Raw genomic sequence first — 24696 nt, 5'->3', positions numbered from 1 at the left:
ATCGAAAATACTCATATAGGTGGTCAGATGCGTCAAGTCATTTGCTACATCAGTTTAATTACAGTCGGTTTTGTCTTGGTCGGTTGTGGTCAGTCGGGAGCTTTACATCTTTCAAATGATCCAAACTACGATAAACGTGCCAAGTATTTACTCTATAAAAATACTGAATCTGCACCGCAAGTATCAGATGAACAACAGGATGCGCCGGTCAAGCAGCAGTTTGAAGCGCCCGCTGAATCCGATTCAACACCATCTCCTTAAGACTTTCAGAGAAAGGATACATTCATGAGTTTCACCCGCATTAATGGGGTATTGCATGCTGAGCAATGTTCACTGCAACAGCTCGCAGAGCAATTTGGCACACCACTTTATGTTTATTCAAAAGCAACTTTTGAAAAGCATTATCTGGATATGGACCGTGCTTTTAGCTTTATCGATCATCAAATCTGTTTTGCGGTAAAGTCAAACTCTAATCTTGCGGTATTGAATGTATTGGCCAAGCAGGGTGCTGGTTTCGATATCGTGACTGGTGGTGAACTGGCTCGTGTCTTGAAAGCCGGTGGTGAGCCTTCAAAAATCGTATTCTCAGGCTTGGGTAAATCTGAAGCAGATATTAAAAAGGCATTAGAAGTAGGCATCGCCTGTTTTAATGTGGAATCTTATGCCGAACTGGACCGTATTCAGAAAGTAGCGGCTGAACTTAAGGTTAAAGCGCCGATTTCTCTACGTGTTAATCCGGATGTTGATGCCAAGACTCATCCATATATTTCCACTGGTTTAAAAGAAAACAAATTTGGTATTCCATCAGATAGCGTATTTGATACCTATGCTTATGCAGCATCATTGCCAAATCTTGAAGTGGTCGGGATTGACTGTCATATCGGTTCGCAGTTGACTGAAACTCAGCCGTTTGTTGATGCGCTGGATCGTGTTATTGTGATGATCGACAAGCTGAAAGATATGGGCATCAACTTGAAACACATCGATATCGGTGGTGGTCTGGGTGTGACATATAAAGATGAAACACCCCCATCGGTTGAAGAATATGCCAATGCCATGCGTCCGGCTTTAGAAAAACTGGGCCTGAAAGTTTATATGGAGCCGGGTCGTAGTATCTCTGCCAATGCAGGTGTTTTACTGACCAAAGTGGATCTGCTGAAACCAACCAATCACCGTAACTTTGCCATCATTGATGCCGCGATGAATGACCTGATTCGTCCAGCTTTATATGAAGCATGGATGGATATTCAGTCTGTGACACCGCGTACAGATGTGGAAACAAAAGAATGGGATGTGGTGGGCGCGATCTGTGAAACAGGCGATTTCCTGGGCAAAGAACGCGAGCTTGCCATTAAAGAAAATGATGTACTAGCAGTTCTTGGGGCTGGTGCATATGGTTTCGTAATGAGTTCAAACTATAACAGTCGTGGCCGTGCTGCTGAAGTGATGGTGGATGGTGATCAGGCGCATCTGATTCGTGAGCGTGAAACGGTTGAATCACTTTGGGAACGTGAGCGTTTATTGCCTTAAGGAGACTGAATAATGTTGCTTGAATTTACCAAGATGCATGGCTTGGGCAATGATTTTATGGTGGTAGACCTGATTAGCCAGCGTGCTTATCTGGATACTCTCACTATTCAGCGCTTGGCAAATCGTAACTTTGGTGTGGGTTTTGACCAGCTCTTGATTGTTGAACCGCCTGATATTCCAAGTGCAGATTTTAAATACCGTATTTTTAATGCGGATGGTTCTGAAGTTGAGCAGTGCGGTAATGGTGTGCGCTGTTTTGCCCGTTTCGTGCATGAACGTCAATTAACGACTAAAACCAAAATCAAGGTACAGACCAAAGCTGGAATCGTGGAACCTGAACTTGGTGCCAATGGCTGGGTACGAGTGAATATGGGTTATCCAAAATTCCTACCTCAGGAAATTCCATTCGTGGCTGAAGAACCGGAAAATCTGTATGACATCGATCTGGTGGGTGGTGAGAAACTGACGATTGATGTGGTGAATATGGGTAATCCACATGCAGTGACGATTGTTCCGGATGTGTTGACTGCTGATGTGGCTAAAATTGGTCCACAGGTGGAATCTCATGTGCGTTTCCCGGCACGCGTTAATGCTGGATTTATGCAGATCATTGATGAAAAGCATGCTCGTTTACGTGTTTATGAGCGTGGTGTAGGCGAAACACTGGCTTGTGGTACAGGTGCCTGTGCTGCAGCAGTGTCTGGTATGCGCCGTGGTTTGTTATCTAGCAAGGTCGAAATTGAACTTGCGGGTGGTAAATTGCAGATTGAATGGAAAGAAGGTGATGTAGTCTGGATGACAGGTCCAACCGCCAATGTTTATGAAGGTCGACTGGACTTGCGCTACTTCCAGGGTTAATCCCACATTTATTTCTCTAAAAAGCACCGCACATAGTACGGTGCTTTTTTTATGATAGGATGAATTCCATATTTAATTGATATCACAACAGCTCTATGAATCAGCTTGTGTTTTTACCGGGTGCATCAGGCAGCCAAGGCTTTTGGCAGCCGTTGTTGGCTCATTTAAAAACAGATCAATCTACAAAAATATTGACATATCCGGGCTTCGATGGGGTAGAACCAAATTCAACTATTCAAAATCTTCATGATCTGCAGGAACTCATCACAGAGCAGATTGAGGATGATTCGATTCTGGTTGCCCAGTCCATGGGGGGAGTTCTTGCAGTTGGGATTGCACTGCATCATCCACAGAAAGTCAAAGGACTGGTTTTATTGGCAACTTCTGGTGGTGTGGATCTATCACAGTTCGGTTGTGCTGACTGGCGGATAGATTATCGCGAGCAGTTTAAAGATGTTCCTGATTGGTTTTTACAAGATCAAACCGTATTTAGCCTGAAACAGTTAAGCAATCTTGAGATTCCTGTTCTATTGATCTGGGGTGATCAAGACTCTTTAAGTACCGTTCAGGTGGGGCAATGCTTAAAGCAAAATTTGAAACATGCAAACCTGTATATAATTCAAAACGGGGATCATTTCTTTGCGGCGACTCATCCGGTACAGACCGCAGAACTGATTGAAGCCTGGCTGGAGTCAATTGAATGGAGCAAGTAAAGCTTTCTGCAAAAGACTTGCTCGGAATCTGGCTCAAAGAACGTGAGATCCAGAACCAGTCTAAACATACCTTGCAGGCCTATGAACGTGATGTGGCTGATTTTCTGGAGTTCTGCGCAGTACAACGACTGGCACTCAATGATGTGGAAGCCACAGATTTACGTCAATTTCTGGCTGAAAAAGTCGAGCAGCACGGATTAAGTTCAAGTAGCTTGCAACGGATGCTTTCTTCGATTCGCCAGTTCATGAAATGGGCAGAGCAGGCGCAGTATCTGGCATTTAATCCGGCTGATGATTTTCAGTTGAAACGTCAGTCACGTCCTTTGCCGGGTATGGTGGATATTGAAACTGTGAACCAGATTCTGGACCAGCCGGCTCCAGAAACCGAAGCGCAGCAGCAAATGTGGTTGAGAGACAAGGCGATTCTGGAATTACTCTATTCCAGTGGTTTACGTTTGGCAGAAATTCAGAGCTTAAGAATCAAGGATGTTGATTTTAATCGTCAGCTCTTGCGTATTACTGGTAAAGGCAATAAAACCCGGGTAGTGCCTTTTGGTTCAAAAGCCAAAGACAGTCTGATGGAATGGCTAAAAATTTATCCGCTCTGGAATGGTGATTTTGTACCTGACGCGAATGTATTTATCACCCAAAAAGGCAATCCGCTCGGTGCACGGCAAATTGAAAACCGGGTCAAGTTTCAGGCGCAGCGTGCAGGGGTTAATGTTGACCTGCATCCGCATTTATTGCGGCATTGTTTTGCCAGTCATATGCTGTCGAATAGCGGTGATCTTCGTGCCGTTCAGGAAATGTTGGGGCATAGCAATTTGAGTACTACACAAATTTATACTCATATTGATTTTGATCGACTTGCGCAGATTTATGATCAGGCGCATCCGCGGGCACAGCATAAAGAATAGGAAAAATATAAAGTTTTCTTCCGCTTGTCGGATGATTAGGATTCATGGCACAAAACTTTCATGTATCATGCTCAAAATATGACCTGAACAGACTGTTAGAAAGATATTTCACTATTGTCTTATTTTTCAAATGGCTGTTTTCGGATATAAGTATAAATAGTAATCAATTTTTAAAAGAAAATCAGCAATCTCGATACTGGAATTTTTATGGACACAGCAATTATCCCGGATATACAACAAAAGTATGCGCAGTTAAGCCCAGCTCAAAAAGACATGTTCGCGGGTTATGGTTTACGCCAGATCAAACATTTTGTTGAGATTAGCTTGCCCACTATTGAAGCCGTTCTCCCTGAAGGGGCAATTGTGCAAGGGATTAATGCGGAAGGGAAAATACAGGCTTATAATCCTGAGACAGACCAGTATTATCTATGGATTTCTGATCTGCAATGGCAGACCACGCAGCGAGCCAGTAAAGCTGTTGACCTAAAAGAAGATGCGCTCGAAATTTGGAATATTTTCGATCTGAAGTCTTATGAACTGATTGAACTGAGTCATGTGCATCGTGACTTTCTGCAAGTTTAATGAACATGAAGGATGACTAAGGTCATCCTTTTTTATTGCTAAAATATTTTATAAGTCATCCAAGGGTAACTGAAAACTTTGCTTGATAATCTGGCTGGGTAAATCTGTTTTGACACTGGTAATGCCATTTTTCTTGGTCAAATGTGTGGACTGGAATTTACGGTAACTTTCCAGATCAGGCACCACAACTTTTAACATCGCATCACATTCACCCAGAATGATATAGCACTCCATCACCTGAGGCAGCTCTTTCATCGCCTCAATAAAAGTATCAATGGTTTCTGCATCCTGACCGACCAGCCAGATCCGTGAAAACAGAATCAGTTGAAAACCGATTTTCTGTGAATCCACGATGGTGGTGTAATTTTGGATCACGCCCGCATCTTCAAGCAATTTCACCCGACGCAGACAGGAAGAAGGGGATAGTCCAATTTCACGTGCCAGATCGTTGTTCTGAATACGACCATTGGCTTGCAAGTGATGAATGATATTTTTATCAATTCGATCAAGTTTTACTCGCACAGACTTGGAAGATATTTTCATAAATTAGAATATAATTCGAAAAATAATACTTATTATAAAATAAATTGAAAGCCTATTTTGTAAAAATTCGCAGATACTAATTTCACTTTCCGAAGATTCAAAGGAAAAAGGAAATGTCTGTATTTGCACTTTTTGCACTGACCGTGCTCCCCCTGATTTTTACACCTGGACCAGATATGCTGTTTATCCTGTCTCAAGTGATGGGTAAAGATGCAAAAGCAGGCATGATGGCAACCATCGGGATCTGTACAGGCTATCTGGTACATTCCATTTTGGTAGCATTAGGAATCGCAGCCATTATCGTGTCTTTTCCGGTATTGTTTGAGGCGATTCGCTGGTTGGGTATTGCTTATTTGCTCTATCTGGCTTGTAGCCTGTTGAAATCAGTATTTAGCAAAAATTCAATGAAAATTGAGAAAAAGACCAGTGCTAATCCAGTGAAAAAAGGCTTCTTTACGGCCTTACTCAATCCTAAAGGCATGCTGATCTATTTTGCGATCTTGCCGCAGTTTATCGATAAAAGCGGAAATACTGTAAGCCAAGGCTTAATTCTCTCTTTTATTTTTATCGGCATGATTTTCATTGTTTATTGTGCTCTCAGCATTCTGTTCAGCAGAATTATCCGCAATACACAAATTGATGAGCGTAAACAGAAATGGGTTGATGGCACCTCAGGTGGTTTACTTGCCCTTGCTGCAAGCTGGTTAATTATTAATTAAGCAATGGCGTATTTTAAAAAAGCATACTGCTCCCGGTATGCTTTTTTTATATTTATAGATTGATGACAACCCGATTTTTAGACCTGCCAACAAAATAAAGCGGAGTAAATTGAGCAGATATGCAGAATAAATGATGAACAATTCTCTATTATGTCCAAACTGACCAAAGCGGTCATTTTTAAATATAAGTCATTTTCCACAAATCTAAGGACGGATTTGTGCATTTAATAAGCAAAAATCAAAAGTTCTGATGTGTTTCATCAAATAAAAAAATAATAAAAATCAAAGGTTAAATTTTATTAAATATTGATAAAATTCATTGTAATAAATCGATACGCATTAATTGTGAACGCATCGTTCAAGGAAAATTACGCATTTTTACAGCTCTTTGCTGAATTGTGACTTGACCGAAATGCCGTGCACATTGCAAGATAGGGCACCTAAAAAAATTTAAGTGAAGAGTTATTATAACTTTTCTCAACATTTACATTTGCTAAAACAGCCGAGGATTACATGAAGGCTCTTGTTGCTGTAAAACGTGTGGTTGATGCCAACGTTAAGGTTCGCGTTAAGCCGGACAACAGTGGTGTTGACTTAACAAACGTTAAAATGTCAATTAACCCATTCTGTGAAATCGCGGTGGAAGAAGCGGTTCGTTTAAAAGAAAAAGGAACTGTTTCAGAAATCGTTGTTGTTTCTATTGGTCCTAAAGAAGCGCAAGAACAAATCCGTTCTGCAATGGCGCTTGGTGCTGACCGCGGTATTCTGGTTGAAGCTGATGACAGCCAGCTAGGTGCGCTAGAAGTTGCTAAAATTCTAAAAGGCGTTGTTGAAGCTGAACAACCACAATTGATCCTTCTTGGTAAACAAGCAATTGATGACGACTCTAACCAGGTTGGTCAGATGCTTGGTGCACTTCTAGGTGCAGGTCAAGGTACATTCGCTTCAGAAGTTAAAGTTGAAGGCGACAAAGTACAAGTGACTCGTGAAATCGACGGTGGTCTACAAACTGTTGAATTATCACTTCCAGCGATCGTAACTACTGACTTACGTTTGAACGAGCCACGTTATGCAGCTCTTCCAAACATCATGAAAGCGCGTAAAAAACCGCTTGATACCAAGTCACCTGCAGATTTCGGTGTAACTACTACAACTAAACTGAAAACAGTAAAAGTTGAATCTCCTGCAGAGCGTAAAGCTGGCGTACAAGTGAAGTCTGTAGACGAGCTTGTAGAAAAATTGAAAAACGAAGCGAAAGTGATCTAATACAGAAGGATAAAAATCATGAGTATTTTAGTAATCGCTGAGCACGACAACAAAGCACTTAACGCTGCTACTTTAAACGTTGTTGCTGCGGCGCAAAAAATCGGTGGTGATATCACTGTATTGGTTGCTGGTTCTGGCGCTCAAGCAGTTGCTGATCAGGCAGCTAAAGTTGCGGGCGTAAGCAAAGTTTTACTTGCTGACGACGCTGCTTATGCAAATCAACTGGCTGAAAATGTAGCGAAACTGGTTGCAGAATTAGGTAAAGGCTATAGCCATATCCTTGCTGCTTCTACTACAACTGGCAAAAACATTTTGCCACGCGCTGCTGCACTTCTTGATGTCAGCATGATCACAGACATCATCGCTGTTGATTCTGCAAATACATTCAAGCGTCCGATCTATGCAGGTAACGCGATTGCAACTGTTGAATCTTCTGAATCAGTAATCGTTGCAACTGTTCGTGGTACTGCATTTGATGCGGTTGCTGCTGAAGGTGGTTCTGCTGCGGTTGAAGCTGCTGCTTCTACTGGTGATGCTGGTATTTCTAAGTTCATTAATGAAGAAATCGTTAAATCTGAACGTCCTGAATTGACAGCTGCTCGTATCGTCGTTTCTGGTGGTCGTGGTGTTGGTTCTGGTGAGAACTACCACAAAATCCTTGATCCACTAGCTGACAAACTTGGCGCTGCTCAGGGTGCTTCACGTGCTGCAGTTGATGCTGGTTTCGTTCCTAACGATATGCAGGTTGGTCAAACTGGTAAGATCGTTGCACCTGACCTGTACATCGCTGTAGGTATCTCTGGTGCGATTCAGCACTTGGCAGGTATGAAAGAGTCTAAAGTGATCGTTGCGATCAACAAAGATGAAGAAGCTCCAATTAATGCAGTAGCAGACTACTGGTTAGTAGGTGACCTGAACACTGTAATTCCTGAATTGGTTTCTAAAATCTAATTCCTGAATCAGGTTCGAAAAACGCTCCTTCAGGAGCGTTTTTCTTTTTTTTAATCTAAATAATTAATCTAACTAACAAGTCGTCCATTTCTGACTCGAAATTTTGGCTATTGTATATTTTGTGTTAATATTAAACTTTTATTAAGCTTGCCATTTGGCGGAGTGTCCGTGAAATTTGATTTTCAGTTACCAGTTAGTATTTTGGTAATGATGATCTGCTGTTTGATTTTCCCTTTTCTCCCGAGTCTGCACCTTCCTTTGTTAGGCGGTATGACGGTTACAGCAGTTGAGTCAATTCAAGCATTAATGTTGTTTGGTTTTGCCGTATTTAGTTTTTTCTATATCCGTCCATTTGAATTAAGTAAAGGTCAAAAACAGTTTTGGCTCTGGTCAGTTGCATGGTGGATTATGCTGTTTGGTAGAAGTACTAGCTGGGGACGTGACTATTTACCGGAAGTGCCAAAAATCTATTTCCGGGGTATTTCGGTTCTTGTGATTGCACCAGTGGTGTTTATGCTGTTTTTAGCACCTTTGCGTCAAGAAATTGCTCATAAGTTTAAGCATGTATCACTTCCAATTTGGGCACTCATATTAGCCTTCATTGGCTTGCTGATGTCTGATGGCATTGAACATAATCGGTTTTTTATTCATTTTATTTTTACAGATTTTATCTATAAAGATTTGATGGAAGAGCTATACGAATTTCCGCTTATTATCGGCTTATTCCTGGTCGCTTATCCATTAATGAAGCAAGATTGTGCTATGACAAAATCATCTAGTCAGGTCATAGTTGAAGATGATTTATCCGATATAGATTCTAAACTTCATATTTAAGTGACTTGCTTTTTTAAAGAAAAAAATGAACCTCTGCAAGCAGAGGTTTTTTAATATCAAAATATTGTGAAGTGATTAAAATTTCTACTAAAAATCCTGTGGATAGTTGGGGATGAAACAGATAAATTTAGCCTAGATTATGCTATACTGTACGACTAAATTTTAATATTGGTTCAGCTTTTTTTGAGCCGATTTATAGCTGGATTTACGACATATAAATGCAAGCCAAATTTGGCTTGTAGAATAAGGAGTATGCATGAGCGTATCGGAAATTAGACCGATTGCCATTGAGGATGAACTCAAGCACTCGTATTTAGACTATGCAATGAGCGTGATTGTGTCACGTGCCTTGCCAGATGTACGAGATGGTCTAAAACCTGTTCATCGTCGTGTGCTTTTCGCAATGCACGAATTGGGCAATGACTACAACAAAGCTTACAAGAAGTCTGCCCGTGTTGTAGGTGATGTCATCGGTAAATATCACCCACATGGTGATTATGCTGTTTATGAAACCATTGTCCGTATGGCTCAGGACTTTAGTCTGCGTTACCAACTGGTTGATGGTCAAGGGAACTTTGGTTCGATCGATGGCGATAGCGCTGCGGCAATGCGTTATACCGAAGTTCGTATGCGTAAGCTGACCCATGAATTACTGGCCGATCTGGAAAAAGATACAGTTGACTGGGAAGATAACTACGACGGTTCTGAGCGTATTCCGCAAGTCATGCCAACCCGTATTCCGAACCTATTGGTGAATGGTGCGGCTGGTATTGCAGTTGGTATGGCGACCAATATGGCGCCACACAACATGACTGAAGTGGTGAATGCATGTCTGGCTTATGCAGATAATCCTAATATCAGCATCGAAGGTCTGATGGAATACATTTCCGGTCCAGATTTCCCGACAGGTGGCATTATTTACGGTAAATCAGGTATCGTGGATGCCTATCGTACCGGTAAAGGCCGTTTGCATATTCGTGGTAAATATCACTTTGAAGAAGATGCTAAATCTGGCCGTACTACGATTGTCTTCACGGAAATTCCTTATCAAGTTAACAAAGCGAAAACGATTGAACGTATCGCCGAGCTGGTCAAAGAGAAAAAACTTGAAGGCATTTCTGAACTTCGTGATGAATCTGACAAGGAAGGGATGCGTATTGCGATTGACCTAAAGCGTGGTGAAAATGCTGAAGTCATCGTCAATAACCTGTTCCAGAATACGCAGTTAGAAAACTCTTTCAGCATTAATATGGTTTGCCTGGACAATGGCCAGCCGAAATTGATGAACTTGAAAGACATCATCGCTGCGTTTATTCGTCACCGTCAAGAAGTCGTGACACGTCGTACCATGTATGAACTGCGCAAAGCACGTGAACGTGGTCATATTTTAGAAGGTTTAACCGTTGCTCTGGCAAATATTGATGCCATCATCGAAACCATCAAAACTTCTGCCAACCCGGCTGAAGCGCGTGAGCGTTTACAGGCAGGCGAGTGGGCAGCAGGTGGTGTGGCAGCATTACTTGAAAAAGCGGGTGCTGTTTCTGTACGTCCTGACGAAATTGAAGGTGAAGATCCAAACCGTCCATTTGGTATTGATGGCGATGTGTATCGTTTATCTCCGACTCAAGTCAATGCGATCATGGAACTGCGTTTACACCGTTTGACCGGTCTTGAGCAGGATAAACTTCAAGCTGAATATTCTGAAATCTTAGGTCAAATTGCTGAATACACAGCCATCTTAAATGACTTCAACTTATTGATGAACGTGATTAAAGAAGAGCTGGCATTGATTCTTCAGCAATATGGCGATGTGCGTAAAACAGATATCGTTGAGTCTCGTATCGACTTCTCTCGTGAAGATCTGATTCCTGAAGAGCAAATGGTTCTGACCGTTTCAAAAACTGGTTATGCGAAAACTCAACCATTATCTGACTATGCTGCTCAGCGTCGTGGTGGTCGTGGTAAGTCTGCAACCAGCATGAAAGAAGATGATTACATCCAGCATATGGTGGTGACATCGAATCATGCCACTGTGCTTTGCTTTACCAATGTCGGTAAGGTTTACCGTCTGAAAGTTTACGAAGTGCCACAAGCTTCGCGTGGTGCCAAAGGTCGCCCAATGGTGAACTTGTTGCCGCTGGATGACAACGAAACCATTACTGCAATCTTGCCAGTGATTGATGCACCGAAGAAATTCAAAGAACGTCTGGCTGACTTCAAGTCATTTGTGAAGACCAATGCTGCCCAGCTTCAAACCAATGAAGTGATCAATAGTCACTTTGCGGCACTAGAAGCTGCACTTGCTGAATCTGAAGATGGTGCAGATGATATTTCTGATGCACTGCGTGTTCAATTGAAAGAATTGGGCTTAGCGCTTTCAACCACTGATCTTGATGATGACATCATCAATGACTTTGCTCAGCAGGCTGAAGCTGTTCGTAAAAACTTCTATGTGTTTATGGCGACTGAGTACGGTACGATTAAACGTGTTGAACTGGAACAATTCTCGAACGTTCGTTCAAATGGTTTACGTGCGATTGAACTGAATGGCGATGACACCTTAATTGGTGTTGCGATTACTGATGGTGAACAGCAAATCATGTTGTTCTCGAACGAAGGTAAAGCAATTCGTTTCGCAGAGACTGACGTACGTTCAATGGGTCGTTCAGCTAAAGGTGTACGCGGTATGCGCGTGACCATCGGTGCTTCTCAGGTTGAAGATGCAGAAGATGCAGATATTGAATCTGATGATGAAGATGCAACTGAAGCTAACTTCATTAGCCGTATCGTATCTCTAGTGGTTGTACCTGAAACCGGTGAAGTGCTGTGTGCTTCTGCAAATGGTTATGGTAAACGTACCCCGGTAGATGACTTCCCAACTAAGAAACGTGGCGGTAAGGGCGTAATTGCGATTAAGACCTCAGAACGTAACGGTGAGCTGGTCGGTGCGGTTGCGATTGACGCATCTAAAGAACTGATGCTAATTTCTGATGGCGGCACTCTGGTTCGTACCCGTGCTTCTGAAGTGGCACAGACTGGCCGTAATGCACAAGGTGTTCGTCTGATCCGTCTGGCTGAAGATGAAAAACTGGTCGGTGTGGAAGCGATTGAAGCAGTTGAAGATGAGTTGGAAATATTGGAAGATATTGAAAATACTGAATCTGCAGCTGATGATGTAACTGATGCACAAGCAGCTGAAAAAGATGATGACAATACAGTAGAGGAATAAGTTCTGCTACTGATGAAAAAGGGCGCTTCGGCGTCCTTTTTTACACATCGGCTAAAGAGAGATAAATAATGAAAACCAGATTGATACTTTTGACAGCAGCTATTGCACTTAGTGGCTGTAATAATGCAATGGATAACATGCCCGATCCAAGTCCTGAACAGGAAAAGGTAGCACAGGTGGCTTATGAAGATTTACGTGATGGAAAATATGACGAGTTTTTAGCTCAGCTTGAGCCGAAGTTGCAGGCAGAATTTCAAAATAATGAAAAAATCATGAAGCGTTTTTCACGTTCAATTCCGCAAGGTGAATATAAGTCCAAGACTATCATGAGAAAGAACTTCGAAGAAAATAATGGCAAACCGAGTGAATACAAGGTGAGTTATGAAATTGCCTATCCAAAAAATCTGGTTCAGTATGATGTGAGTTTTGACCAGCCGAATGGCAGTACTAAAATCCGCAACTTTAATATTCAGGTATTTGGCGAATAATTTTCGATGTGAATAGACTGAGTAAATCCAGAGTTAAGAACGTGGGCGTAGCCGATAATAGCCTAAGCTTATACAAATGGTACCGATCACCAATAGATAAGCAAGCTTTCCTAAAATCATATAAGTGGGCACGCCCATCTGATTGAGTTGAATAAACATCTGCACGATTTGGGTCGAAGGTAAGGCTTGCCCAATGAGTTGGATCCAGACTGGCATGGCAGCATGCGGCCAAGCGACTCCTGAAAGCATAAAGAGCGGAATCGAAGTAAAAACAATGATATGACCGGCTCGTTCTGGCATGTCCAGAAAACTGGCGAATAGGATGGTAATCCCAATCATGCAGAATACAAAGATGGGTACAGCGAACAGCATGCTCCAAAAATTTCCACCGCGGGGATAATCAAAATACCAGAAAGTAAAACCAAACAGATAGTAACAGCCCAGACAGCCAATGGTCAGAATCGCCAAACTGATGCCACTTAAGGTGGTCAGATTAATCACCTGTCTACTTTCCCGATACAACGCAATCAACATACTCAGGCCTAGAAAAATAGTCTGATGAATAATCAATGGCGCAACAGCCGGAAACACATAGCTGCCATAGCCAGAGAGTGTATTAAATAATGGAATCTGGTGAATGGATAGTGCAGGAGAGAAGTGTGAAATCTCGCTAAAGCGTTCCGCATATTCGCTTAAGGTATTTTCTACTGAAGAGACCAAGCCTAAACCAATCTGCTTGGTAATTAAAAAGTTAGCAGCACTTAAGTACAGTCCAATCCCGCCATTTTCACCATGCCGGATAGATTGAGAAAGATTATCTGGTAATAATAAAATCCCGTCAGCTTTTTGAGTTTCCACCCAATATTTGGCTTCAGCAAAATTTCCAGTCACCGCCTTGATTTGTACATTGGGGCTTTGGCTGACATGACTGATAATGGTATTGGTTAAAGCACTTTGCTCTTCGTCGACAATAATAATCGGCAAGGCTTCTGCCTGTTCTGCCTTATATGCGGTCGGATAAAAAAAACTGTAAAACAGAACCGATAAAATCAGCGTGGTAAAAATACTGGTATTGCTAATAATGTCTTTAAAAGTTTGGCAATAAGCGTTCCAGAGTGATTTCATGCTGACACTCCTTTGGCTGTTTTTTTGAGAAAGACATAGGCCAACACAGCATAAAGTACGACATAAATGATAAGTACGAACATCGGTTGCAATGAAAGATAGAACGGACTACCAATCACCCATTGTTCAGTCTGTAACTTGGCATAGGGTGTATAGGGAATAATATTGGCCCAGAACTGGGTAAATAGTGGAGCATTATTAAGGGGCAAAGTCACCCCAGCAAAACTGAGCGATGAACCACCATAGACTGCTAGTAGACCAAAAGATTTAGTCAGGTCCTGAGTGGCCAGAACCACCGCACTGCTAATAAAGGCATAAGCACTATAGAACAGTATTTGAGCCAGAAGAATTAGCCATAATGACCCGGCAATAAACCAGCCACGAATTTCGACCAGCCAAAACATCCAAGCCCAGGTCCAGCAACAAAAGATTGCTACATAAACCAGATTTTTAGACAGCAGTGCCGACCACAAGTTTTTTTGGGCAATCCAATGACTAACAGTATGTCGTTTAATTTCCTGACCCACAGCAAAAGCTACACAGCAACATAACAGCAAGTGCAAAATTGCCGGCACCATGTAAGGTTCCAGATAAAATTCATAATTCAGCTGCGGATTATACAGTGGGGAAATTTTAATATTCGGTGTAGGTGCTTCCAGATAGGGGAGCGTGTTACCTAGATACTGCTTACCAGTAAATTCAGCCAGAGCCTGTAAGGTACTGAGTAGCATGGCTGAAGAAATGGTATTACCGATACTAAAATAACTCTGATTAAAAGCAATACTAATTTCAGCATCCTGAGCTTTGACCAGTCGTTGCTCGGCTCCGGCAGGAATATGAATATAGCCCCAGATTTTATTTTCGTTTAATAGCTTTTCGATTTCGACCGTTTGACCAGAAATGGTATGCACTTGTAGGGTATGATTCAAAGATAAATGATCATAAATCTTGCTGCTCAGGCTACTTTGATCCTGATCAATAATGGCGACTGGTAGATGATCCGGTTTGCCTTTGGCAAACATGCTGCCAAGTAAAATCAGAATACAGGCAGGGGCGAGTAGGACCAGAGCCAGATCCCATTTCTCTCTACATAAATAGCGTATTTCACGCTGAATACCCGCCCAGAATCCAGAAGCCATTTATTTCGGCTCTTTCAATTTAAACAGCACGCTCATGCCGACTTTTAACTCAGGCATTTCAGTGACTGGCACAAGATGAACTTTAAAACTGCGGACATCATAACCACCGGTTTGGCGCGTAGTTTTAATGGTGGCAAATTCACCTTCAGCACTAATATTTTTTACTTTAAAAGTGGCTGATTGATTCAGTGCCGGAATAAAACCTTCAAGCTGTTGCTGTTTACCTAAAGCGGCATATTGGTCTTCACGAATATTCAGGCTAATCCAGCGTTCTGCCGAGATCAGGCTGACCACTGGCACTGCGGTTGCCACCAGCTCAGTGGCATTGCCATAGGTTTTGGAGACGGTACCATCAATCGGTGCCAATAATTCAGTTTCTGCTTCTAGTGCATTGGCTTCAGCGACTGCTGCACGGGCTATATCGACCTGAGCATCTGCAGAACTTTTCTGTTCTGGTGTACTGCCACGTTTAGCCCGGGCATATTGCTGATAAGCAGCTTCGGTCATTTGGGATGCAGATTGTGAAGCTGCAAACAGTTCATCTCGGCGCTGGCGGGAAATGACACCCTCCATAAACAGGTTAGCTCCACGTTGATAGGAAGTTTTAGCGAGTTGCTCCTGTGCTTTTAGTGACTGCCAGTTGGCATACAGAGAAGCGATATTTTCTTCTTGAGAACCACGTTCTGCGGTGGACTGAAGTGCTAATGCAGACTGTAAAGTGGCTAAAGCCTGCTGCTTTTTCGCCTCAATTTCAGGACTATGCAATTTTACCAGCGCCTGGCCTTTCTTGACGTTATCGCCTTCCTGTACATAAATCTTTTCAATCCGGCTTGGAACTTTAGTGGCCACTTGAACGGTCTCTGCCTCAACCCGGCCTTGTAGCTCGATTTCTTTGGGTTGATAAGTTTTCCATAGGCCAAACCCAATCAAAGCAAGAATCACTGGAATTAAAGCTAAAAGCAGGTATTTTTTGCGCGATTTTTTTTCTGTGCTTGCAGGAACTTTTTCAGGCTCTGATTCACTGTAATTGATTTCTGAAGCCGGTTCATCAACAGGATGTTCTGGCTTTTGCTCATCTGTCATGTCTGGCTCCATTAACGAATATAGTGGGTGTTGGCATGTTGCATATAGTTTGGAAATTCAACAATTGAGCCATGGCTCTGTAATAAGGTCGCGAGAGATATTACATATTTATAAGCGTTTAATGCCATTTCTGCCTTTAAACTGCTGAGCATATTTTGGGCATCGATGACCTGAGTGGCTGTCCCGACATCTTCCTTAAAGGATAACTCCTGAATACGCAGATTTTCCTGAGCTGCTTTCAGATTCTGCTGAAGTAGAGCATCACTATGCTGGGCGCTGACCGCTTCACTAAATGATTTATAAATCAGGTTTTCAATCTCCTGCTGGGTATGCGCCGTCATCAGTTCAGCGGCATAGCGTTTCAGCTCAGCAGCCTGAATATTTTTGTTTTTATCAATGCCTGAGAACAGGTTATAACGTGCTGCAACCCCTACAATCCAGTTTTGATGTTGATCCAGACTATATTCACCAAACGCAAAAACATTTGGCTTTTTAGCGGCCTGCTGGGCTTTGACATTGGCTTTGGCCAGCTCGGTATCCATCTGCATTTTTTTGATCAGAGGGGAGTTCTGGCTAAAACTGCTGAGCAGAATATTCACATTTTGTGGTTCAGCACGATTCACAAACAAAGGTGTGCTTAGCTCGGTGATATTGCTATCCAGCAACAGGTTATTTAGCTGAAATAGGGCAGCATTCAGATTGGCTTGGGCATTTTGTTGTGCGCGTTCAGCATTATTGCGTGCTACTTCGAACTGCATGCGTTGACCTTTACTAATAAAACCCTGCTGTTCCAGCTTCAGGGCATTACGATAATGTTGTTGCATGGCATTTGAATTAAAAAGAGCCGCATCCAGTAGCTGTTTTTGTAGTTGAACATTGAAGTAAGACTGAATCAGCTCAAAACGCTGCGTGTCCTGTTGCTGCTGATTACTAAGTTCGCTACGTCCTGACTGAATATTGGCAATTTCTTTGGCGCTACGGGTGAGGCCTCCGGTATATAGTGGCATCATCACGGAAACAGTGGGACGAATCACCTGATCTTCAAGGACGACATTAGACGTATCCGGAATCAGGCCAACTCCGCTATGAATAGTATTATTAAGTCCTTCACGCAGTGGATCGGTAATACCTGCGGGTAAATCCACACCATTACTGGCCTCCCACTCATTAAGCCGGCCATTCACGCCTTGGGAGAGTGAATTTTCCAGATTATTTTTAAACTGCTTTAATGGAATATCGACTTCACTGTGAAAGGCATAGGCACGAACATTCAGGTCAACACGAGGCAGACCAATGCCTTTCACAGCTTCGGCCTCAAGTTTAGAAGCTTGCTCCAGACTTTGAAAAGCCTGGCTACTATAGGAACGTTGCAACAATTGTTGTTCTGCATCCTGAAAGCTGATGGTTTGTGCATAAGCAAAACTGCCATACATCATGGATGCAAGCACAGTCAGACCCCAGCAGACACATTGTTTATTTTTCTTCATATTCATAAAGTGGTAATGTAAAAGTCACATTAATTCAGTCTAAGCTGCATTATAAATCAATTGCTTGCAGTGCAGGGGTGGGTTAAGTTGTAGTATTGTTGTAATTTGAAACAATTCACTTCTCAAGTTTCAAGCTGATAGTTCTATGTCACTCTAAAACTTGAGCCGAGTTTAAATTCATTTTTCAATTATTTTATATTAGCGGCCGATTCAACATCTTCTAAGCATTGGATGAGATTGAATATTTTTAGCTGTACAATTTCTCATAAATGAAATCACCGAGTTAGAACAAAAAAATCAAAGATATTCAAATTATCCCTCGAATCTAGATTGGTTTTTTGACTCTATCTTCATTCTTGGATAGAAATAATTTTGTGCAAGCGGCGTCCAGATATGGTTAAATGCCATCATTTTATTGTGTTTCACTCTGAAAGGAAAAATCATGCGCGCGTACAACTTCTGTGCTGGTCCTGCTGCATTACCTACTGCCGTACTTGAAAAGGCTCAAGCTGAAATGCTTGACTGGCAGGGCAAAGGTCTTTCGATCATGGAAATGAGCCACCGTAGTGCAGACTATGTTGCAGTTGCGGAAAAGGCAGAAGCAGACCTTCGCAAACTCATGAATATTCCTGAGAACTATAAAGTACTGTTCTTGCAGGGTGGTGCATCTTTGCAATTCTCGGCAATTCCATTGAACTTGCTGGGTAAAAACAACAAAGCTGACTATATCCGTACCGGTATCTGGTCTGAAAAAGCATTGAAAGAAGCTAAACGCTATGGCGATATCAATGTGGTTGAAGCAGGCATTAAAACTGAAGATGGTAAATTAGCGATTGCTGATCAAAGCACCTGGAATCTTTCTGATGATGCCGCTTATGTGCATTATGCAGATAACGAAACTATTGGCGGTCTGCAATTTGCCCATGTGCCAGAAACTGATAAGCCACTCGTATGTGATTTCTCTTCAAGCATTCTGTCTGCACCGATTGATGTTTCTAAATTCGGTCTGATCTATGCCGGTGCGCAAAAGAATATTGGCCCTGCAGGTTTAACACTGGTTATTATCCGTGAAGATCTGCTTGATCAGGCTAAACCTGAAATTCCAAGCATCCTGAAATATGCAGATCAAGCGAAAAATGGTTCGATGGTCAACACACCATCAACTTATGCATGGTATCTATCTGGTCTGGTATTTGAATGGTTACTGGAACAGGGCGGTGTAGACGCGATTCATAAAGTGAACCTGCAAAAAGCTGAATTGCTTTATGGCTATATCGATTCTAGCGACTTCTATGCAAATCCGATTGCCAAAGAAAACCGTTCAATCATGAATGTTCCATTTACCTTGGCAAATCCTGAACTTGAAAAACAGTTCCTGAAAGAAGCAAAAGAAAACCATTTGCTTAACCTTGCCGGCCACCGTTCAGTAGGCGGTATGCGTGCCAGCATTTACAATGCCGTACCGTTAGAAGGTGTACAGGCATTGGTAAACTTCATGGATGACTTTGCTAAACGCAATGCTTAATTCCTGAGGATTAAAAAACCCGGCAATTGGCCGGGTTTTTTATCATTTAATTCGGGTTAAAAAACAAAGCTATGTAAGATATAGCCGCAAATGAGCATACCTAATACGAAAAATAGGCATGACATCATATCAAGCTGATAACGCGAGCCAAGATGATGCTCAACCTGCTGTAAATTTTCTTCTTGAACGATTTTCATAGATATTTATTATCCGATCTATTTATCGTAAATGATTATTTGTTGATCGTATTTTTACCATAAAAAATTGATTAAATAAAGTCCATTCTTAACTAAACTTCATAAAGTCTTAATTTTATTTAAATAACTGGCTTCAATATATTGAGAAATAACAGACTATTATATTAAGTCATTATTTTTACGATGTTTTTAAAATGATTATTCAGTTTAAGATAACATTGAAAATGAATTCATTTGAATTTAAATCTGTGGATAAATCTATTTTTAATGAATTCAAAATCCATTAATTCTGATTTTAATTGTGGATAAAAAATAATCAGAATTGAGAGAATATCGCAGTAAAATAAATAAAAAACAGGAGACTCATATAAAAATATGAGTCTCCGATCTGGATATTCAGCTTAAGCTGCTTTTCGATAGATATTGGCCTGAATCCACAGATTGCCCCGAATATATTGACCAATCTGGAAATCTTTATGCTTGTCATTGCGGGTGGCTACACGGATCAAGGTAGCCGGCTGGCCTTCATCATGAATCAGGGTGACATCATAGAGCATGTAGTCCTGATCCATGAATTGCATTGAAGTTTTACCGACAATATTGCCCTGGAACCAGGCTTCATCTTCCTGACCCATGGTCTCACCATAGAGATAAGCGACCATTTTGGAGAAATCGACCGTTACCGGTTCTTTGTCTTCTTCAGATTTCGGCTCCCAGGCATCGATCTGTTCCTGTAAATTATCCGGTGCAACACCATTATTTTCCGCAAGAATTGCATTCAGGGCACGGTGATGTTTGATAGAGGCAGGATCATCCACGACTAAATGTTCATGGTCAGTCACCACTTCCAGTTCATAAGCCCAGGCATTTAAGTTGACGATATAAGACTGGTCTTTTTCATAATGCGACCGGTTGACGCTGTACAGCGTATCAAAGGCATAGATGATATTGTTGGCACCCAGATTGAGACGCAACACAGCTTGGGTGTCGGATTTACAAGAAATAATCCGGTCAATCGTGGCTTTCACCTGGTAGGGACTGTCAAAACCCGGAAATGCGGTTTTCACAGCCTGTGGCTTGTTATTTTCTACGGCAATCACTTGGCTTAATTGTACCGCAGCTTTGCTCGGTCCCTGAATCAGCCAGGTGGTTTCATCCATATCGCATTCTTGTGTACACAAGCCCATCGGCATTACAGGTGCATCAAGGGCTTTGCCTAACCATTGGGGAACATCTGTGCCTGGGTTTTCAGTAAGCAAGGTCCAATGTTCGACATGACTACCGAAATTCTGATCATCAATAGTGATGATCTCTGGGCTATTCTGTTTTTTCATATGCACAATTGATCTTGGATGACTTATGTATAGTTAATCGAGGGTCATTGCGATTTTTCAAGTCACTCGAATGAATTTAAAAATTAAAATGCAAATCATGTGAAGTCAAATTTTTTTAGATTGTGGATAGCTGACTCATTTAATACGGCTGAGCTGAGTATTTAAATATCAGGATATTCAGAGAAAGAGCAGTTTTAGGCATCAACCTGTATCCTCTGATTTGCTACACTAGTCCAAATTTCTCCCTTATGGAAAGCTGTGTGTTGCCATTCAAACTTTGGGTCGATGCAGATGCATTACCTCGTATTCTGAAAGATGTGATTATTCGTGCCTCCGATCGTTACCAGCTTGAAGTCACTTTTGTGGCCAATCAGCCGGTAGGAATTACACCGTCGATTCGCATCAATTCTATTCAGGTCATGAGCGGAGCAGATGCGGCGGATCAGGAAATTGTCGACCGTATGAAAGAGCATGACATTGTGGTGACGCAGGATATTCCTTTGGCTGCTCAAGTCATCGAGAAGGGCGGTATCGCGATTCACCCGCGTGGTGAAATCTATACAGTGGCGAACGTCAAAGCACGTCTGCATTTACGTGATTTTATGGATACCTTGCGTGGTGCTGGTGTACAAACTGGTGGCCCACCGCCGATTTCTGAACGCGATAAACGTGAGTTTTCCAGCTCTCTAGATCAAACCATTCAAAAACAGAAACGCAAAACTGCGATTAAATAAAAACGAGATCAAGTATGCCCCCAAAAAGTAACCTGATGTTGACCTATGCCTTGCTGGTTTTCATCTGGTCCACCACACCACTGGCGATTGTGTGGAGTGTGGAAGATTTGCATCCGATGTGGGCATTGGCGATACGCTTCTTTTTGGCCTTGCCTCTGGCCTTAGGAATGTTGTGGTTATTTAAAACCAGATTACCGCTTGATCGTGTTTCTCTGCATAGTTACTTGGCGGGTGCTTGCAGTTTTATCGGCTCGCAAATTTTTACTTACTGGTCTACGGATTATTTAAGCTCTGGTATTATTGCCTTAATGTTCGGCTTGGCACCCTTAATTTCAGGCCTGATTGGGCGTTTTGTTTTTCAGATGCAGCTTTCCCTGAATCAATGGCTGGGGATGGGAATTGCTTTAACCGGACTTTCGGTGGTCTGTCTAGGCGATGCAGATCAGCATATACAGCCAATTGGAATTGTGATCGCTCTGGTTGGGGTATTAGTTTATTGCGTATCCATGTTCTGGGTGAAGAAAATTAATGCACCAATTGATCCTATGGCACAGGCGGCCGGTTCGATTGGCTTGTCAGTCGTTTTTTCTCTGGGTATGTTGCCATTTATCTGGCAATACGCACCCACTGCTATGCCACATGCCAAGTCCTTATTTGGTCTGGTATATGCGGTAATTATGGCTTCGCTGATTGCGATGTTCTGTTATTTCAAGCTGGTACAGAAAATTAAACCGACGACTTTGTCTTTAACCACAGTCCTGACACCAATGCTGGCCTTGCTGGTAGGTGTATTATTGAATAATGAAAAATTGCCACTCATTGCTTTGGTGGGTGTAGTAATTTTATTGTTCGGCTTAGTGGTTTATTTTGCTAAAGAAATTAAGGCGAGCTATAAAGCCCGCCTTTAATAAAAAGATAGATGCCAGTCTTAAGCAAAGCTGGCTTTCACACATTCGCCCAGTTTGACGCGATCCTGAGGGTGCAGGGTAATGAAATAAGCACCCGTACGATATTTCCCGTTTTCTTCTGCACGACTGTAGGCCACCTGAGCGGTTGCCGCGATGTGGAAGAAGTTTTCCGGGTGACTTAAAGTCACATGCAGATAGGTGCCTTCGCTAATCGGCTGATCACTAAAGAAGCTAAAACCGGTCTCTGAAAAGTTCACATGTTCGGGTACAGGTAACATGCTTTGTACAATTGCGTCATACAAAGAACCGGTAATAAGGTTTAATTTTTGGTTGAATAAGGATAAGATTCGAGCAATTTGTTGATCTTTTTCAGATAATTGTTCTAATTCGTAGTTAACAGCATGATCAAATTGATCTAGCTCTGCAAGTAGTAGAAAATAGCGGGGCAATACGAAATTAGCATCGTAAGGATCATTCAAGGCAACATCATCGGAAATAATCTGATAATTGATTCGTAAAGCAGCATCGATTCGAGACATGACTCGTCTTTCAGTGAATCCGTTTGGATGCTGTACATTTTCCATAATTTATTACCTCGGACTAGATGGTTATGTTCAAACCAATCTCGCTGTATATAGGGTTGAAATATACTCGCGCACGGCGTAGTAACCACTTCATTTCTTTTATCGCATTGGTCTCAATGATCGGTCTCACGCTCGGTGTAGCAGTCCTCATTACAGTTTTGTCTGTGATGAATGGTTTTGACCGAGAGTTGAAAAATCGTGTCTTGGGGATGGTTCCTCAAGCCACTGTTTCTTCGACGCAAATTCTAACAAATTGGCCTGAACTTGCAAAGCAGATTGAACGGCATGAACACGTTCAAGGTGTGGCTCCGTTTACCCAGTTACAGGGGATGCTGACGGCTCAAGGGCAAGTTGCCGGAATTATGGTCAGCGGGATTGAACCAAAGTATGAGAAGAAAGTTTCGATCATTCAGAACCATATGGTCGAGGGTAGTATTGATAACCTGAAAAAAGGTGAATTTGGGATTGTTTTAGGCAAACAGATGGCAGATGCCATGGGCGTAGGCTTGAACGACAATATTACCTTGGTTCTGCCCGAAGCGACGCCTTCACCAGCAGGTGTCGTACCTCGTTTTAAACGCTTTAAAGTGGTCGGGATCTTCAGTATTGGTGCAGAAGTTGATTCGATGATGGGTTATATTGCTCTGAATGACGCTTCAACCTTGTTACGTCTGCCAGATGGTGCACAAGGCGTACGTATGAAGCTGGATGACATTTTCGCAGCACCTCAGGTTTCTCAGGAAATTGTGCGTGATTTACCGGGCAACTTCTATGCCTCTGACTGGACTTATACCCACGGTAATCTGTTCAGCGCAATTCAGATGGAAAAAGCGATGGTGAGCTTATTGCTATTCCTGATTGTCTTGGTCGCAGCATTTAATATCGTGTCTTCATTGGTGATGGTGGTCACAGATAAGAAATCGGATATTGCAATTTTACGTACTTTGGGTGCTTCACCTGCCACGATTACCCGAATTTTTATGGTTCAAGGTACTGTGATTGGCGTAATTGGAACTTGTGCGGGTGCCATTCTCGGGATTATTGCCGCCACCAGTATTAGTAGTTTTATTGGCTGGTTAAACAATTCACTTGGCCTGAATATGTTTGATGCTTACTTCATCAACTATTTACCTTCTTATCTGCGCTGGCAGGATGTGGTCGTGATTGTAGGTCTGTCACTTGCTTTAAGTTTCCTGGCCACTATTTATCCAGCATTCCGTGCTGCTAAAATTCAACCGGCGGAGGCATTGCGTTATGAGTAGTTTGGTTCTAGATGCCCAAAATATCGAGAAATCTTTTACAGATGGAAAATCTACGGTTGATGTGATCAAAGGGATTTCATTGCAGGTAAACGCCGGGGAATTTGTTTCTATTGTCGGTTCAAGTGGTTCCGGTAAAAGTACCTTATTACATATTCTGGGAGGACTTGACCGTCCTTCTGCCGGACAAGTGATGGTCAATGGCCGCCGTTTTGACAATTTATCTGAAGCAGAACGCGGCTATGTCCGTAATGAAAATTTGGGCTTTGTATATCAATTCCACCATTTATTGCCAGAGTTTACTGCACTAGAAAATGTCGCGATGCCTTTAATGCTTCGTAAAAACGTCAAGTTTAAAGAGGCTAAACAGCAGGCAGAATACTTACTGGAGCGTGTTGGATTAACCCATCGTTTAACCCATCAACCGGGCGAACTTTCAGGGGGCGAGCGTCAGCGTGTAGCACTGGCTCGTGCCGTGGTGACCAAGCCGAAGTTAATGATGGCAGATGAGCCAACAGGTAACTTGGACCGTAAAACAGCCGATAAAATCTTTGAGTTGCTGACTGAATTACGTAGTGAATTCAATATGGCCATGTTAATTGTGACCCATGATGAACAATTGGCACATTCGGCAGACCGGATTCTACATATGCGTGATGGTCTATGGATGAATGACTAATTACAGAAATAA

General features: G+C 42.3%; 24 protein-coding genes. 17 read left to right on the top strand and 7 right to left on the bottom strand.

Annotated features, from left to right (window positions below; genetic code table 11):
• The first annotated feature begins 27 nt into the window (after positions 1 to 27).
• From FTU00_RS03265 to FTU00_RS03240, 6 genes are all read left to right on the top strand, one after another.
• Entirely contained in the window at positions 28 to 261 is a 234-nt protein-coding gene (locus FTU00_RS03265; protein WP_180179080.1) for a hypothetical protein, read from the top strand.
• A gap of 24 nt (positions 262 to 285) precedes the next feature.
• Positions 286 to 1530 (top strand): diaminopimelate decarboxylase, encoded by a 1245-nt coding sequence (gene lysA / locus FTU00_RS03260; protein WP_159124420.1) that lies wholly within the window; start codon positions 286 to 288, stop codon positions 1528 to 1530.
• A 12-nt stretch (positions 1531 to 1542) separates the two neighbouring features.
• Positions 1543 to 2388 (top strand): diaminopimelate epimerase, encoded by an 846-nt coding sequence (gene dapF / locus FTU00_RS03255; protein ID WP_180179079.1) that lies wholly within the window; start codon positions 1543 to 1545, stop codon positions 2386 to 2388.
• 95 nt (positions 2389 to 2483) lie between these two features.
• The gene (locus FTU00_RS03250; RefSeq protein ID WP_180179078.1) at positions 2484 to 3101 is read left to right on the top strand and encodes an alpha/beta fold hydrolase; all 618 of its coding nucleotides are present in this window, start codon (positions 2484 to 2486) and stop codon (positions 3099 to 3101) included.
• A 26-nt stretch (positions 3102 to 3127) separates the two neighbouring features.
• Entirely contained in the window at positions 3128 to 4018 is an 891-nt protein-coding gene (gene xerA, locus FTU00_RS03245; RefSeq protein ID WP_373683617.1) for a site-specific tyrosine recombinase/integron integrase, read from the top strand.
• A 207-nt stretch (positions 4019 to 4225) separates the two neighbouring features.
• Positions 4226 to 4600 carry a hypothetical protein gene (locus FTU00_RS03240; RefSeq protein WP_180002083.1) on the top strand — a complete coding sequence of 125 codons (375 nt, stop codon included), beginning with the start codon at positions 4226 to 4228 and terminating at the stop codon, positions 4598 to 4600.
• Positions 4601 to 4648: 48 nt separating this feature from the next.
• Here FTU00_RS03240 and FTU00_RS03235 read toward each other — a convergent pair whose 3' ends face one another.
• On the bottom strand, positions 4649 to 5143 hold the full coding sequence (locus FTU00_RS03235; RefSeq protein ID WP_005236726.1) for an Lrp/AsnC family transcriptional regulator: 495 nt from the start codon (positions 5141 to 5143) through the stop codon (positions 4649 to 4651).
• Between the two features lie 113 nt (positions 5144 to 5256).
• On the opposite strand from FTU00_RS03235, the gene FTU00_RS03230 reads away from it, so the two are divergent.
• The 6 genes from FTU00_RS03230 to FTU00_RS03205 all read left to right on the top strand — a co-directional run bounded on the left by FTU00_RS03230 (position 5257) and on the right by FTU00_RS03205 (position 12630).
• Positions 5257 to 5862, top strand: a complete 606-nt coding sequence (locus FTU00_RS03230) for a LysE family translocator (protein WP_180179077.1) — start codon at positions 5257 to 5259, stop codon at positions 5860 to 5862.
• Between the two features lie 513 nt (positions 5863 to 6375).
• Complete coding sequence (locus FTU00_RS03225) at positions 6376 to 7128, top strand: electron transfer flavoprotein subunit beta/FixA family protein (RefSeq protein WP_159124425.1); 753 nt, start codon at positions 6376 to 6378, stop codon at positions 7126 to 7128.
• 18 nt (positions 7129 to 7146) lie between these two features.
• The gene (locus FTU00_RS03220; RefSeq protein WP_125278450.1) at positions 7147 to 8079 is read left to right on the top strand and encodes an electron transfer flavoprotein subunit alpha/FixB family protein; all 933 of its coding nucleotides are present in this window, start codon (positions 7147 to 7149) and stop codon (positions 8077 to 8079) included.
• 168 nt (positions 8080 to 8247) lie between these two features.
• On the top strand, positions 8248 to 8913 hold the full coding sequence (locus FTU00_RS03215; protein ID WP_180179076.1) for a hypothetical protein: 666 nt from the start codon (positions 8248 to 8250) through the stop codon (positions 8911 to 8913).
• A gap of 256 nt (positions 8914 to 9169) precedes the next feature.
• Positions 9170 to 12142 carry a DNA gyrase subunit A gene (gyrA, locus tag FTU00_RS03210; protein ID WP_180179075.1) on the top strand — a complete coding sequence of 991 codons (2973 nt, stop codon included), beginning with the start codon at positions 9170 to 9172 and terminating at the stop codon, positions 12140 to 12142.
• A gap of 68 nt (positions 12143 to 12210) precedes the next feature.
• On the top strand, positions 12211 to 12630 hold the full coding sequence (locus FTU00_RS03205) for a DUF3887 domain-containing protein (protein ID WP_180179074.1): 420 nt from the start codon (positions 12211 to 12213) through the stop codon (positions 12628 to 12630).
• 33 nt (positions 12631 to 12663) lie between these two features.
• Here the strand turns inward: FTU00_RS03205 and FTU00_RS03200 are convergent, their stop codons facing one another.
• From FTU00_RS03200 to FTU00_RS03185, 4 genes are read right to left on the bottom strand one after another with little or no spacing between them, the layout of a single operon-like run.
• On the bottom strand, positions 12664 to 13755 hold the full coding sequence (locus tag FTU00_RS03200) for an ABC transporter permease (RefSeq protein WP_180179073.1): 1092 nt from the start codon (positions 13753 to 13755) through the stop codon (positions 12664 to 12666).
• On the bottom strand, positions 13752 to 14894 hold the full coding sequence (locus FTU00_RS03195) for an ABC transporter permease (RefSeq protein WP_180179072.1): 1143 nt from the start codon (positions 14892 to 14894) through the stop codon (positions 13752 to 13754). Before FTU00_RS03195 ends, FTU00_RS03200 begins: the two co-directional genes overlap by 4 nt.
• Positions 14895 to 15977: an HlyD family secretion protein gene (locus FTU00_RS03190; RefSeq protein WP_180175372.1), complete on the bottom strand. Its 1083-nt coding sequence runs from the start codon at positions 15975 to 15977 to the stop codon at positions 14895 to 14897. It lies immediately after the preceding gene.
• An 11-nt stretch (positions 15978 to 15988) separates the two neighbouring features.
• Positions 15989 to 17470 (bottom strand): TolC family protein, encoded by a 1482-nt coding sequence (locus FTU00_RS03185; RefSeq protein ID WP_180179071.1) that lies wholly within the window; start codon positions 17468 to 17470, stop codon positions 15989 to 15991.
• Positions 17471 to 17906: 436 nt separating this feature from the next.
• Between FTU00_RS03185 and serC the strand changes: the two genes are divergently transcribed.
• Positions 17907 to 18989 carry a 3-phosphoserine/phosphohydroxythreonine transaminase gene (serC, locus tag FTU00_RS03180; RefSeq protein ID WP_180179070.1) on the top strand — a complete coding sequence of 361 codons (1083 nt, stop codon included), beginning with the start codon at positions 17907 to 17909 and terminating at the stop codon, positions 18987 to 18989.
• A gap of 598 nt (positions 18990 to 19587) precedes the next feature.
• Here serC and FTU00_RS03175 read toward each other — a convergent pair.
• Entirely contained in the window at positions 19588 to 20520 is a 933-nt protein-coding gene (locus tag FTU00_RS03175; RefSeq protein WP_159124053.1) for a hypothetical protein, read from the bottom strand.
• 248 nt (positions 20521 to 20768) lie between these two features.
• On the opposite strand from FTU00_RS03175, the gene FTU00_RS03170 reads away from it, so the two are divergent.
• A complete protein-coding gene (locus FTU00_RS03170) occupies positions 20769 to 21254 on the top strand; it encodes a YaiI/YqxD family protein (RefSeq protein ID WP_159124052.1) in 486 nt (161 codons plus the stop codon).
• Between the two features lie 14 nt (positions 21255 to 21268).
• Positions 21269 to 22162: a DMT family transporter gene (locus tag FTU00_RS03165; protein WP_180179069.1), complete on the top strand. Its 894-nt coding sequence runs from the start codon at positions 21269 to 21271 to the stop codon at positions 22160 to 22162.
• Between the two features lie 20 nt (positions 22163 to 22182).
• On the opposite strand, the gene FTU00_RS03160 is transcribed toward FTU00_RS03165, so the two are convergent.
• The gene (locus FTU00_RS03160) at positions 22183 to 22746 is read right to left on the bottom strand and encodes a PilZ domain-containing protein (protein ID WP_180004111.1); all 564 of its coding nucleotides are present in this window, start codon (positions 22744 to 22746) and stop codon (positions 22183 to 22185) included.
• Positions 22747 to 22772: 26 nt separating this feature from the next.
• On the opposite strand from FTU00_RS03160, the gene FTU00_RS03155 reads away from it, so the two are divergent.
• Together FTU00_RS03155 and lolD are read left to right on the top strand one after the other, a co-directional pair.
• Positions 22773 to 24008 (top strand): lipoprotein-releasing ABC transporter permease subunit, encoded by a 1236-nt coding sequence (locus tag FTU00_RS03155; protein ID WP_034170943.1) that lies wholly within the window; start codon positions 22773 to 22775, stop codon positions 24006 to 24008.
• A complete protein-coding gene (gene lolD, locus FTU00_RS03150) occupies positions 24001 to 24684 on the top strand; it encodes a lipoprotein-releasing ABC transporter ATP-binding protein LolD (protein WP_180179068.1) in 684 nt (227 codons plus the stop codon). Before FTU00_RS03155 ends, lolD begins: the two co-directional genes overlap by 8 nt.
• Positions 24685 to 24696 lie beyond the last annotated feature (12 nt).

The organism is Acinetobacter sp. YH12041, assembly GCF_013419975.1.
Taxonomy (GTDB): domain Bacteria; phylum Pseudomonadota; class Gammaproteobacteria; order Pseudomonadales; family Moraxellaceae; genus Acinetobacter.
This window is presented reverse-complemented; position numbering and strand designations above follow the sequence as displayed.